This is a genomic window from Pseudomonas sp. PME37.24/006, from assembly GCF_055556635.1.
On record NZ_JBVHNL010000001.1, the window covers coordinates 135,345 to 148,179 of the forward strand.

The window sequence follows — 12,835 nt, forward strand, 5'->3', positions numbered from 1 at the left end:
GGTATGGCGGTCGAGGCGCACCTCGGCCATCCGGCAGTGCGGGAGAAAATGCAAGAAGCAAACCAAAGCCCTCTAAAGACGCGTGCAAAGACGCAATGGGCCGGATTTGGCAACTTTTCGGCGCAACGATGAAAATCGTTGTGTGCCAATTTGGGACGAGTATAGAAATGGGTGCGCCGTTGCGCACCTCATTGGTGCGTATTGCTTTGTAACGAAGGGCGTGCGGAGCTGGGGGGGTTAGCGCTGCCCACATGCAGCGCTTTGTTCTGGCGGGAGAATTACAGGAAGGGGAGGATGCTGATGATGCCCTTGTCTTCTTCCTTGGGCTTGTCCTTGAGTGGGCATTCCGGGCGCACGCCGTAATCGTCCTTTTCACAGGGGCGAACCTTGCGCTTCTGGGCAAGGGAAACACGCTTCATGTGGAAGGGCTGGCTAGGCGTGCGTTCGACGATGATGCCGCCCTCGGTGATGATTTCCACCGCAATGTGGTGTGTACCACGGTCGACGTTTTCCAGCGGGAACACCGGGCTGCGCCCGGCGCTGCCGACTGGCTGGCCGTCCAGCAGCAGGCGGTAACTGTGGCCTGGATGCAGGGCTGGTTCGCTGTTGACGGTTACGATCAGGTTGCCGGCGTTGTCGTTGATGGTCGCATCCGGTTGTGGAATGGTGATTCTCAACAATTCGTAGCTGAGTACTGGCAGAGTCGGCGCGGCTGGAGTCGACGGAGCCATGCTGCGCGCTTGCGGCGGCTCGATGCGGTTGGACGGCGCCATCTGCACCTGTTGGGCATTGCCGTCTCGCGGTTTATCGGTGAACACGCGGTTACCCTCGGCATCCACATAGGTGTAAACCTGGGCGAAGCCTGGCAGGGCGATCAACAACAGGCCGAATAGCAGGGTGCGCATGCTGATCACTTGCCTCGGGCCGGGCTGTTAGTGCTGACGCGTTGCACCGTAAAGGTGCGCGTTTCGCTTTGCTGGATAATCTGCTCGCCCCGAATGACGGCAACCGACAAGCTGTGTTCGCCTCGATCAATTTCGTTCAGTTGCAGGCGTGGCACGTTGCTACGCGGGCCGTAGGGTTTTCCATCCAGTATCAGTTGCAGGCTATGGCCTGGGCTCAGGCGTGGCTCGATGGTAACGCCGACCGAGAAGGTGCCGTTGTTGGCGCGCATTGCTTCGTCGTTGGGCAGGTCTCGCAGCTCGAGCACCTGATAAGGGTTCTGGGGCATCTCGCTCATTCTGGGCGTGCTGGGCTGCGCAGGCGCGGCTGCCGGCTCCGTGGTATTGATCGGCTTCAGCTCGACACTCTCGGCCTTGGTGCCCTCAGGTGGCTGATTGGTGAATACCGTGTTGCCATTGGCATCGGTGTACTTGTAGATCTGTGCGCTGACCGGTAGGGCCAGTATCAGCAACAGGCAAGCGAGCGTGCGGCGCATTGGGCCGGTCTCCGATCTGGATAATGTCGATAGCCTTGCACTGCGGCGGCGTACTGGCAAGCGCGCCGCGCCAAGGATTTGCACTCGCCCATGAAATGCGAGCCATAAAAAAACCTCCCCGGCAGAACCGGGGAGGTTTTTATCGCGCTGCTATCTGCAGCGAGGCTGGCTTAGACGCTGTAGTACAGGTCGTATTCCAGCGGGTGCACGAAGGTGCGCACTTTGATTTCTTCTTCCGATTTCAGCTCGATGTAGGCATCGATGAAGTCGTCGGAGAATACGCCGCCCTTGGTCAGGAACGCACGGCCCTTGTCCAGCTCTTCCAGGGCTTCTTTCAGGCTGCCGCAAACCTGCGGGATCAGCTTGCCTTCTTCCGGCGGCAGGTCGTACAGGTTCTTGTCCGCAGCGTCGCCAGGGTGGATCTTGTTCTGGATGCCGTCCAGGCCGGCCATCAGCAGAGCTGCGAAGGCCAGGTACGGGTTGGCAGCCGGATCCGGGAAGCGAGCTTCGATGCGGCGGGCTTTCGGGCTGGAAACGTACGGGATACGGATCGAGGCGGAACGGTTACGAGCCGAGTAGGCCAGCATGACCGGCGCTTCGAAGCCTGGAACCAGACGCTTGTAGGAGTTGGTCGACGGGTTGGTGAAGCCGTTCAGGGCCTTACCGTGCTTGATGATGCCGCCGATGAAGTACAGGGCGGTTTCGGACAGGCCGGCATAGCCTTCACCCGCGAAGGTGTTCTTGCCGTCTTTGGAAACCGAGATGTGTACGTGCATGCCCGAACCGTTGTCGCCATACAGCGGCTTCGGCATGAAAGTAGCGGTTTTGCCGTAGGCATCGGCCACGTTGTGCACGCAGTACTTCAGGGTCTGAGTTTCGTCAGCCTTGGCTACCAGGGTGTTGAACTTCACGCCGATTTCGTTCTGACCGGCAGTCGCCACTTCGTGGTGGTGAACTTCGATGACCAGGCCCATTTCTTCCATGGCATTACACATGGCAGTACGGATTTCGTGGTCGTGGTCGCACGGCGGAACTGGGAAGTAGCCGCCTTTTACGGCAGGGCGGTGGCCCTTGTTGCCGCCTTCGACGTCCTGGTCGGTCATCCAGGAACCTTGTTCGGAGTAGATCTTGAACATGGAACCGGAGATATCGGACTTGAACTTCACTTCGTCGAAGATGAAGAACTCAGGCTCCGGGCCAACGAATACGGTGTCACCGATACCGGTGGTCTTCAGGTATTCCTCGGCGCGACGAGCGATCGAGCGCGGGTCACGATCGTAGCCTTGCATGGTGCTCGGCTCGATGATGTCGCAGACCAGGATCAGGGTCGGCTCTTCGGTGAATGGGTCGAGCACGGCAGTGCTGTCGTCCGGCAGCAGGATCATGTCGGAGGCTTCGATGCCTTTCCAGCCATGAATGGAGGAGCCGTCGAACATCTTGCCGACTTCGAAGAATTCGTCGTCCAGGGCATCACGGGCCGGCATGGTCACGTGGTGCTGCTTGCCCTTGGTGTCGGTGAAGCGCAGGTCAACCCACTTCACGTCGTGTTCTTTGATCAGTTGAACAGCCTTAGACATGTTGTCCTCCAGGTGGATAGGGTCTTCTATTAACCCTTCTTTGAGTTCGTGACGCCGGGCAAGATGGTCTGCCAGGACACCCTGCCTCACAAGGGAGCAATTTGCATGCCAGTGCCCCGTGATGGGCTCATGCCCTGAAAACCAGCGCTGGCGCGGGTATCCTCGCATTGACGAGGTGCATGAGGGCTCTCTATTGGTGCGAATTAATGATGCTGTGCTCTTATTTGGTGCGCGCTAGGAATGTTTTAGGATTTTTGATCAAAGCTTGAGCAATTCCCGCTATAATCCGCGCCCCTGTTTTTCAGGCACTGGTGCCCGACATTTGCTCCCATGAAACTGATCGTCAAAGTCTTCCCAGAAATCACCATCAAGAGCCCGCCGGTTCGCAAGAACTTCATCCGGCAGTTGGCCAAGAACATCCGTGCAGTCACGCGTGATCTCGATCCGCAACTGCAGGTGACCGGTGTCTGGGACAATCTGGAAGTGAAGACCGAGGTCACCGAGCCCAAGCTTCTGCACGAGCTCGTCGAGCGACTGAGCTGCGTGCCGGGCATCGTGCATTTCCTGCAGATCGACGAGTACCCGTTGGGCGACTTCGACGATATCGTCGAAAAGTGCAAGCTTCATTACGGTGACCTGCTGCCAGGCAAGATCTTTTCGGTGCGCTGCAAGCGCGGTGGCCGGCATTCGTTCTCCTCTATCGATGTCGAGCGTCATGTCGGCAGTCAGTTACGCCAGCAATGTGGCGCTGCCGGTATCGACCTGAAGAAGCCGGAGATCGAAGTTCGCATCGAGATCCGCGATCAGCGCCTGTTCGTCATTCATCATCAGCATCCGGGCATGGGTGGTTATCCGCTGGGTTCGCTGGAGCAGACCCTGGTGCTGATGTCCGGTGGTTTCGACTCCACCGTTGCTGCTTACCAGATCATGCGCCGCGGGTTGATGACCCATTTCTGCTTCTTCAATCTCGGTGGTCGTGCCCACGAACTGGGTGTGATGGAAGTCGCCCATTATCTGTGGCAGAAGTACGGTCGCTCACAGCGCGTGCTGTTCATCAGCGTGCCGTTCGAGGAAGTGCTCGGCGAGATTCTCGGCAAGGTCGACAACAGCTACATGGGTGTGACCCTCAAGCGTATGATGCTGCGCGTCGCCAGCCAGCTGGCCGAGCGTCTGCAGATCGACGCCTTGGTGACCGGCGAAGCGATCAGCCAGGTATCCAGCCAGACGCTGCCAAACCTCTCGGTGATCGATTCGGTCACCGACAAGCTGGTGCTGCGCCCGCTGATCGCCAGTCATAAGCAGGACATCATCGACACCGCCGAGGCCATCGGCACCGCCGAGTTCGCCCGGCACATGCCTGAGTACTGCGGCGTGATCTCGGTGAACCCGACCACCAAGGCCAAGCCGCAGCGTGTCGTGTACGAAGAAGAACAGTTCGACATGGCGGTACTCGAGCGTGCGCTGGAGCGGGCGCGCCTGCTGCCGATAGACCGGGTGATCGAAGAGCTGGGCCAGGATATTCAGGTCGAGGAACTGGCCGAGGCACTGCCCAGCCATGTGGTCATCGATATCCGTCACCCGGATCTGGTCGAGGACGAGCCGCTGCAACTGGCTGGCGTAGACGTGCAGGCCATGCCGTTCTATGCACTGAACAACCGTTTCAAGGAGCTGGATGCGAGCCGCCAGTACCTCCTTTACTGCGACAAGGGCGTGATGAGCCGCTTGCATGCTCATCACCTGCTGAGCGAGGGACATGCCAATGTGCGCGTTTATCGTCCGGCATAAAACGCCTGGGCTGAATGGCGGCAGTATCCGCCACCGACCTCCCGACCCGATTCGCGGCGGCATTGTCGCCACACATTGTTAACGTTCTGCCTTTATCCTTAATCCCGATTTTTCGCGTTGGGCCGCTGAATGCAACTGCTGGGTAGCCCGACCCAACCTACGAGACCACTACTGTGATCGAGAATCTACGTAACATCGCCATCATTGCCCACGTTGACCATGGCAAAACCACCCTGGTTGACAAGCTCCTGCGCCAGTCCGGCACCCTGGAGCGCAACGAGCTCAACGACGAGCGCGTGATGGACAGCAACGACCAGGAAAAAGAGCGTGGCATTACCATTCTCGCGAAGAACACCGCGATCAACTGGAACGGCTACCACATCAACATCGTCGACACCCCCGGCCACGCCGACTTCGGCGGTGAAGTAGAGCGCGTGATGTCGATGGTCGACTCCGTACTGCTGCTGGTCGATGCTCAAGACGGCCCGATGCCGCAAACCCGTTTCGTGACCAAGAAGGCCTTCGAAGCCGGCCTGCGTCCGATCGTGGTGATCAACAAGGTCGACCGTCCAGGCGCGCGTCCTGACTGGGTTCTGGATCAGATCTTCGACCTGTTCGACAACCTCGGTGCCACCGAAGAACAGCTGGACTTCAAAGTCGTTTACGCCTCGGCCCTGAACGGTATTGCCGGTCTTGACCATACCGAAATGGCTGAAGACATGACTCCGCTGTACCAGTCGATCGTCGACAACGTACCTGCGCCGAAAGTTGACCGTGACGGCCCGTTCCAGATGCAAATCTCGGCACTGGACTACAACAGCTTCCTGGGCATCATCGGCGTGGGTCGTATCGCCCGTGGTCGCGTCAAGCCGAACACCCCGGTGGTCGCCATCGACGCCGACGGCAAGCGCCGCAATGGTCGTATCCTCAAGCTGATGGGCCACCACGGCCTGCACCGCGTTGACGTCGAAGAAGCCTCTGCCGGCGACATCGTGTGCATCAGCGGTATGGATCAGCTGTTCATCTCCGACACCCTGTGCGACATCAACACTGTCGAAGCGATGAAGCCGCTGACCGTCGACGAGCCGACCGTTTCCATGACCTTCCAGGTCAACGATTCGCCGTTCTGCGGTAAAGAAGGCAAGTTCGTCACCAGTCGTAACATCAAAGAGCGCCTGGACAAAGAGCTGCTGTACAACGTGGCCCTGCGCGTTGAAGAAGGCGACTCGGCTGACAAGTTCAAGGTCTCCGGCCGTGGTGAGCTGCACCTCTCGGTACTGATCGAGAACATGCGTCGCGAAGGCTTCGAAATGGGCGTAGGTCGTCCGGAAGTGATCATCCGTGAAGTCAACGGTGCCAAGCACGAGCCGTTCGAAAACGTCACCATCGACATCCCTGAAGAAGCGCAGGGCAAAGTGATGGAAGAGATGGGCCTGCGTAAGGGTGACCTGAGCAACATGGTGCCGGATGGCAAGGGCCGTGTACGCCTGGAATACAACATCCCGGCGCGTGGTCTGATCGGTTTCCGTAACCAGTTCCTGACCCTGACCAACGGTGCTGGCATCCTGACCTCGATCTTCGACCGTTACGACGTGATGAAGTCGGGCCACATGTCCGGCCGTCAGAACGGCGTACTGGTGTCGATCGATACCGGCAAGGCGCTGACCTACTCCCTGGAAACCCTGCAGGCGCGCGGCAAGCTGTTCGTCGAGCACGGTCAGGAAATCTACAACGGTCAGATCGTCGGCCTGAACAGCCGCGACAACGACTTGGGCGTCAACCCAACCAAAGGCAAGAAGCTCGACAACATGCGTGCTTCGGGTAAAGACGAAACCATCGCCCTGGTTCCGCCGGTTCGCTTCACCCTGGAACAGGCTCTGGAATTCATCCAGGACGACGAGCTGTGCGAAGTGACCCCTAAGTCGATCCGTCTTCGCAAGAAGATCCTCGACGAAGGCGAGCGTACCCGTGCTGCCAAGAAAGCCAAGAACTGATCCAGTTCTAGCTGACTAGAAAGCCCCCGCCGGCGCGAGCCTGCGGGGGCTTTTTTGTGGACGGTGATGGCTCTGGCAACGGCAAGCGAGCTCGGAAATCTTACGCGCTGCCATGACAAAGCGCCGTCCTCGTTGTCAGTATCGGTGCGAAAAAACTGCCGGTTTTTTGCGTTCGATTGCCGTCGTCCACAATTGTGAGCGACTCCATCATCTGAACGCGTGAAGCCCATATACTGCGGGTTCTGTCAGGCCCGCGCCCGGCATGGATGATTTTCTCTTCAAGGATTCGAGTGCATGCAGTGGATTTTCATGCTGGTCGGGCTGGTGCTCGGGGCGCTGATACTGGGCGCGACAAATGGCGAGGCGATGGCCGGGGCGGCGCTGGGGGGCTTGCTTGGGCTGGCGGCAGGGCAGGCGTTCGCGCTGCACGCGTTGAAGCTTCAGCATGAGGCGCTGCGTAAATCTCTGGCGGAGCTGATTGCCCGCTTCAACCATGGCACCGGCGACCTGCACGAGCGTCTCGTGCGTCTGGAGCAGGGCGTTGCGCAGCCGCGCACCGATGAGCTGCCCGAACAGACCGACGTACCGCCGGTTCAGGCCCCTGTGGAATCTGCTGCAGCGGCGCCGGTCGAGTCGACCGTGGAGCATGAGTGGGAGCTCGAGCTGGAACTGCCAGCTGTCACGCCGACCGCGCCGCTTGCACAGTCGAGCCCCGAACCAGCCTTGGAGCAAGCTGCTGCTGCGCCGCCTCCGTCCGCTGCAGCGCGGGTTGCCGAGCCGCCAGCGCCGACCTGGCTCGACCGTGGCATCGCTGTTGCGCGGGGCTGGCTGCTCGGCGGCAACACCGTATTGCGCGTGGGCCTGGTACTGCTGTTCCTGGGCCTGGCCTTCCTGCTGCGCTACGCCTCCGAGCGGGTAGTGGTCGCCATCGAGTTGCGCTACGCCGGTGTGGCGCTGGCGGCGATCGCTCTGCTGGCGCTGGGCTGGTGGCTGCGTCAGCGGCGCCCGGCCTATGCCTTGCTGATGCAGGGCGGCGGTATCGCCGTGTTGTATCTGACGGTATTCGCGGCCATGCGTCTGCATCCTCTGCTTTCCCCGCAGGTGGCGATGGCGCTATTGGTGGTGGTGACCATCTGCTCGGCTGTGCTGGCCATCCTGCAGGACGCCCGTGGCCTGGCCGCTGCTGCGGCGCTGGGCGGTTTCGCCGCGCCGATCCTGGCCTCCAGTGGTGGCGGCAGTCACGTGGCGCTGTTCAGCTATTTCACCCTGCTCAATGCCGGGATCTTCGCCATCGCCTGGTTCAAGGCCTGGCGCGAGCTCAATCTGATCGGTTTCATCGGCACCTTCGGCATCGGCCTGGCCTGGGGGCTGCGCTCCTACACCACGGATCTGTGGCCCAGCACCCAGGCCTTCCTGCTGTTGTTTTTCCTGATGTACGTGGCTATCGGTCTGCTGTTTGCCCGGCGGCGTCTGCTCGAAGCACCGACCGGGCCGGAAAACGATTCGCGCGAGGCGCTGCTCAAGTGGACGGCGCGTCAGACCGGTTACGTCGACGGCAGCGTGCTGTTCGGCACACCATTGGTGGGCTTAGGCCTGCAGTACGCGGTGGTTCAGCACTTGCCCTTCGGCGCGGCGTTCAGTGCTCTGGCCATGGGCCTGCTGTACATGCTGCTGGCCCGGCTACTGGTTGCGCGTGCGCCAGGGCGTGCCGTGCTGCTGATGGAGACCTGCCTGGCGTTGGGCGTGATCTTTGCCACCCTGGCCATTCCATTGGGCCTGGATGCTCGCTGGACTTCCGCCGCCTGGGCGGTCGAAGGCGCTGGTTTGTACTGGTTGGCGCTGCGTCAGCAACGGCTATTCGCGCGTCTGTTCGCCCTGCTGCTGCAGGTGGGCGCAGCAGTGGCATACCTGTGGAGCGTGCGCTCCGGCGATGAGACCTTGCTTGAGGGGGCGGCACTCGGCGCACTGATGCTGGGTGTAGCACTGCTGTTCAGCTTTCTGCAGTTGCGCGGTGCGGGAGACCAGGTGGCGGATCGCGAGCGGCGGTTGCAACCCGTGCTGGCCTATGGCGGCCTGGCATTCCTCTACCTGATGGCTCCACTGAGCTTCGGCCCCTACGGCACTGCAGCCGCCTGGGCCGTGGCGGGTGTGGCGACGCTGCTCGCCGGGTTGCATCTGGGCGCGCGCAGTGTGCTGATCAGTGCATTCGGCGTGCAGGTGCTTGGTGGGATGATCTACCTGACTTTCAGCGACGGCCTCGATCAGGCCGTGGTCGCCGAGGCCCTGCGGCCGCTGGCCCATCTGACGTTCTGGGCACCGGTGCTGCTGGCGCTGGCGGGCCTGCTCTGCGCCTGGCGCCTGCATCTCGCGTGGCGCGTGGCCCGCTCCGATCTGCTGCCGCTGGATTTGCAGGAACTGTCACACGTGGCGCTGTTCTGGTGCGCAGCCTGGTGGCTAATGGCGGCGCTGAGCGAAATTTCGCGCTTTGTGCCTGACGACCTGCAGGGGCATGCATTCCTGCTGGTTGCCGTGGTCAGCCTGGCCCTCACCACTCTGTTCGCCCTGCGTCAGCGCTGGCCGGCACTGGCGGTGTTCAGCCTGGCGCTGGTGCCGTTGGGATTCGGCGCCCTGTTGCTCACCTGGCACCTGGGTTATCACCCATTGGCGGCGCTCGGCTGGCTTGCCTGGCCAGCGCTGTTCGCCCTGCATTTCCTGATGCTGCGCCGCATTGAGGGGCTGGCCCCGGAGGCGTTGATCCGGATCGGCCACGTGCTCGGTTGCTGGCTGCTGCTAGGCGTACTGGCGTTGGAGTTGCGCTTCCTGTTCTTCGCCCTGGCCGAACATTACAACGCCTGGCGTTGGTTAGGCTGGGTGTTGGTACCGTGCGCTTACCTGGTGCTGATGAGCCTGCGTTGCGCGCTGCCTTGGCCCGTTGCTGCCTATCAGCGGGAGTACCGCAGTTACGCGGCTTTACCGTTGGCCGTCCTTCTGCTGGGCTGGTTCTGGCTGGTCAATCTGCTCAGTGACGGTTCTGCCGAGCCGCTGCCTTATGTGCCGCTGATCAATCCGCTGGAACTGGGCATGCTGTTCGTGCTCTTTGCCGTGCACCGCTGGGCTCGAGACGGATTGTCCACGCTGGCCATCGAGCCAAGGCAGATGCAATTGGCAACCCAGGCGGTGCTCGGCGCCTCGTTGTTCGCGCTGTTGACCATGATGGTTTGTCGTACTGCATTCCATTGGGGGCAGGTGCCGTTCCAGGTGGATACATTGATCGATTCGCGGCTGGTGCAGGCCGGTCTATCCATCGTCTGGACGCTGATCGCCCTGAGCCTGACCATCGCCGGGCACCTCCGCGCTCGCCGTGATCTGTGGATGGCCGGCGCGGCGCTGATCGGTGTGGTGGTCGTGAAGCTGTTCTTCGTAGACCTGGGCAACAGCGGCAGCCTGGAACGGATCATCTCCTTCATTGGCGTCGGCGTACTGTTGCTGGTGGTGGGCTATTTCGCCCCGCTGCCGCCGCGCCAGCAGCGTGAAACGCAGGTGTCGGCATGAGCCTGCGTATCGCGGGTGCGCTGGTCATACTGGGCGTGAGCCTCTCTGCACCGGCAGCTGAGGTAAGAGAAAGTCCCGCTGACTATGCCGTTGCTGTACCGCTGACCTTGAGTGGAGAGGGGCCCTGGTATCGGATGCAATTGCCGATGGAGGCCCATCTCGCCGCCAGGTATGCCGACTTTCGCGACCTGCGCGTATTCAACGAAGAAGGCGAGCGCCTGGCCTACAGCCTGATTTCCGGTGCAGAGCGCTTCGCCGAGAGCCAGCAACGTGCCGATCTGCGGCTGTTCCCCTTACGTGGCCCGGCGGGGCGCCGCACTGCTGGGCCGACATTGCGCGTGCAGCGTGGTGATGACGGCTCGATCATCGAGCTCAACGCTGACACCGAAGCCTCTGCCACTGCCGATGTATTGCGAGGTTGGCTGCTGGATGCCAGTGCCACCGACTTTCCCCTGCAGCGCCTGCATCTGCAGTGGAGTGCCGAGAGCGAGGGTTTCCAGCGCTTCAGCATCGAGGCCAGCGATGATCTTAACCATTGGCGGCCACTGGGCGAGGGGCAGGTCGCTCAGTTGAGCTTCAATGGCGAACGCATCGATAAGAGCGACGTGGAGTTGCCGGCCACCCGGGCGCGCTACCTGCGTCTGCTGTGGCTGGTCCCGGAGCAGGCGGTGAGCCTGAGCGCCGCCAGCGTCAGCGGCACACGCAGCACTGCCGAACCGGCAGCGCTGATTTGGTCTGCAGCGCTGAAAGGGCAGGCAAGTGAGCAGGGCGTTACCTGGGCATTGCCGCTGGCCTTGCCCCTCGAGCGTCTGCGTATCGAGGTCGAACAACCCAACAGCCTGGCGCCGGTGTTGCTGCAGGGGCGTCGGGATAGCACGGCGTCGTGGACGCCGCTGGCGAGCTCGGTTCTCTACCGTTTGCCCGTCGATGGCCGCGAGATGGTGCAGGATCAGATCGAGCTGCCGCAATCGCCGGTCAGTCAGTTGCGCTTGCAAGTCGATAGCCGCGGTGGCGGTCTGGGGCAGAGTGAGCCGCGTCTGAGCGTGGCCATGCGCGCTACCGAGCTGCTGTTTCTGGCGCGCGGCAATCCACCTTATCAGTTAGCCCTTGGCCGGGTGAATGCCCAGGCTGGTAGCCTGCCGGTCACCACCCTGGTACCCGGCTTCACCCCGCAGCGCCTGGAGGGCATGGGCCAGGCCGCTATCGGCGGCGTGATCCCGGAAGTCGAGGTGGCGCCCGCGGCCGTTCCTGCAAAGCCTGGGGCCGACTGGAAGCGCATTGGCCTGTGGGCTGTATTGCTGGTTGGCGTCGGCGTGCTGGTGCTGATGGCGTTCAGCCTGTTGCGCGCGTCCGCAAAGCGCTCCTGACAGGGGTATCAGGAACGCAAGGCGGGATCGCTTTTGCATGGTTGGAGCGCGCGATGATCAGGCTCTGCTGGGGGCGTCGTTCAGCAGCAGTTCCTGAATCACCTTACCAACTTGCTCGAATAGCTTGCCGGCTTCGTCGTTCTCATCGAGATCCTCGGCGCAGGCGACGATGACCAGAGCGCTTTCAGTCTGCGGATTGGCGATACCCATGTGGCAGGCGCGGTGCTGCTGGGTGCCGGTTTTCTGTATGAAGGGCAGGTCCTTGTTCAGGCCAGCCTCCAGGCGATAGGCGTCGTAACCACCCAGCCCCATGATGTCGTACAGCAATGTCGAGCTGTCGTTGCTCAGCAGATCGCCTTTCGCCAGTTTGCTCAGCAACTGACCGTAGGCGACCAGGGTGGCGCTGTTCAGGCCGCTGTCGTAGTAGCGGGTGTAGGCTTCATCGAGGTCGCTGATCTCGAGCTGATCGATTTTCAGGTCGAGCACATTGGCCACCGCCTCGACACGTTGGGGGCCGAGCGGGGCTGCGGCGATTTCGACGATCTGGCGGTTTTCCAGCGAGCGGGCGGCCGGATGCAGCTTTCCGTACAGTTCGTGACGCACCCGCAGCAGCGTGGTGATCTGGCCGAAATCGCCTCCTGCCGCGTCGTTGATGCGACGGTTTAGTGCGTCCTCGCCGACCACGCGAATCAGCATGTCTGCGGCGGTGTTATCGCTCTCCTGGAGCATTTCGCGGATCAGCTCGCGCACGCTATAGCGGGCACCCGCGTTCTCCCAGACCAGGCCGCCGGAGCCGTCCACGCGGTCAGCTTCTTCCAGAGTGATCTTCTGGTCGAGCTGCAGGTTTCCCTCATCGACCTCCTGCAGCACGGCAATGGCTATTGCTGCCTTGGTCGCCGAAGCCAGGTACCAGGCGCGATCCGCATGGTAGTTCAGCTCGCTACCGTCGGCGGGGCGTAACAGGTAGACGCCTAGCCGTCCGGGGGATGCCTCATCGAGTTCGCTCAGGCGCTGCTGCAGTGCGTCGAATCGTTCGTCGTGTTGAGGGGCAGCCCAGAGCCACAGGGAAACGGCCGCGCAACCGAGCAGAGCAGTATCAGCCAGCCATACCTTCACGGGGAT

At 61.6% G+C, this 12,835-nt stretch carries 8 protein-coding genes; 4 read left to right on the forward strand and 4 right to left on the reverse strand.

Annotation, left to right across the window (positions count from 1 at the left end):
* Nucleotides 1-278: 278 nt before the first annotated feature.
* From ACZ3GY_RS00640 to glnA, 3 genes are all read right to left on the reverse strand, one after another.
* Nucleotides 279-905 carry a DUF4124 domain-containing protein gene (locus ACZ3GY_RS00640; protein WP_465908575.1) on the reverse strand — a complete coding sequence of 209 codons (627 nt, stop codon included), beginning with the start codon at nucleotides 903-905 and terminating at the stop codon, nucleotides 279-281.
* A 5-nt stretch (nucleotides 906-910) separates the two neighbouring features.
* On the reverse strand, nucleotides 911-1,438 hold the full coding sequence (locus ACZ3GY_RS00645) for a DUF4124 domain-containing protein (protein ID WP_465908577.1): 528 nt from the start codon (nucleotides 1,436-1,438) through the stop codon (nucleotides 911-913).
* A 170-nt stretch (nucleotides 1,439-1,608) separates the two neighbouring features.
* Nucleotides 1,609-3,015: a glutamate--ammonia ligase gene (gene glnA / locus ACZ3GY_RS00650; RefSeq protein ID WP_070880561.1), complete on the reverse strand. Its 1,407-nt coding sequence runs from the start codon at nucleotides 3,013-3,015 to the stop codon at nucleotides 1,609-1,611.
* 330 nt (nucleotides 3,016-3,345) lie between these two features.
* Between glnA and thiI the strand changes: the two genes are divergently transcribed.
* From thiI to ACZ3GY_RS00670, 4 genes are all read left to right on the forward strand, one after another.
* Nucleotides 3,346-4,800 carry a tRNA uracil 4-sulfurtransferase ThiI gene (gene thiI, locus ACZ3GY_RS00655; RefSeq protein WP_465908578.1) on the forward strand — a complete coding sequence of 485 codons (1,455 nt, stop codon included), beginning with the start codon at nucleotides 3,346-3,348 and terminating at the stop codon, nucleotides 4,798-4,800.
* 173 nt (nucleotides 4,801-4,973) lie between these two features.
* A complete protein-coding gene (typA, locus tag ACZ3GY_RS00660; protein ID WP_465908579.1) occupies nucleotides 4,974-6,794 on the forward strand; it encodes a translational GTPase TypA in 1,821 nt (606 codons plus the stop codon).
* A gap of 294 nt (nucleotides 6,795-7,088) precedes the next feature.
* The gene (locus tag ACZ3GY_RS00665; protein WP_465908580.1) at nucleotides 7,089-10,346 is read left to right on the forward strand and encodes a DUF2339 domain-containing protein; all 3,258 of its coding nucleotides are present in this window, start codon (nucleotides 7,089-7,091) and stop codon (nucleotides 10,344-10,346) included.
* Nucleotides 10,343-11,713 (forward strand): DUF3999 domain-containing protein, encoded by a 1,371-nt coding sequence (locus tag ACZ3GY_RS00670; protein WP_465908581.1) that lies wholly within the window; start codon nucleotides 10,343-10,345, stop codon nucleotides 11,711-11,713. Before ACZ3GY_RS00665 ends, ACZ3GY_RS00670 begins: the two co-directional genes overlap by 4 nt.
* A gap of 57 nt (nucleotides 11,714-11,770) precedes the next feature.
* Here the strand turns inward: ACZ3GY_RS00670 and ACZ3GY_RS00675 are convergent, their stop codons facing one another.
* Nucleotides 11,771-12,829 carry a serine hydrolase gene (locus ACZ3GY_RS00675; RefSeq protein ID WP_465908582.1) on the reverse strand — a complete coding sequence of 353 codons (1,059 nt, stop codon included), beginning with the start codon at nucleotides 12,827-12,829 and terminating at the stop codon, nucleotides 11,771-11,773.
* Between the last annotated feature and the right edge of the window lie 6 nt (nucleotides 12,830-12,835).

Bases quoted from the DNA above. Each gene is read 5' to 3' on its own strand.
- ACZ3GY_RS00640 (WP_465908575.1), bottom strand. From the start codon at position 905: ATGCGCACCCTGCTATTCGGCCTGTTGTTGATCGCCCTGCCAGGCTTC.
- ACZ3GY_RS00645 (WP_465908577.1), bottom strand. From the start codon at position 1,438: ATGCGCCGCACGCTCGCTTGCCTGTTGCTGATACTGGCCCTACCGGTC.
- glnA (WP_070880561.1), bottom strand. From the start codon at position 3,015: ATGTCTAAGGCTGTTCAACTGATCAAAGAACACGACGTGAAGTGGGTT.
- thiI (WP_465908578.1), top strand. From the start codon at position 3,346: ATGAAACTGATCGTCAAAGTCTTCCCAGAAATCACCATCAAGAGCCCG.
- ACZ3GY_RS00665 (WP_465908580.1), top strand. From the start codon at position 7,089: ATGCAGTGGATTTTCATGCTGGTCGGGCTGGTGCTCGGGGCGCTGATA.
- ACZ3GY_RS00670 (WP_465908581.1), top strand. From the start codon at position 10,343: ATGAGCCTGCGTATCGCGGGTGCGCTGGTCATACTGGGCGTGAGCCTC.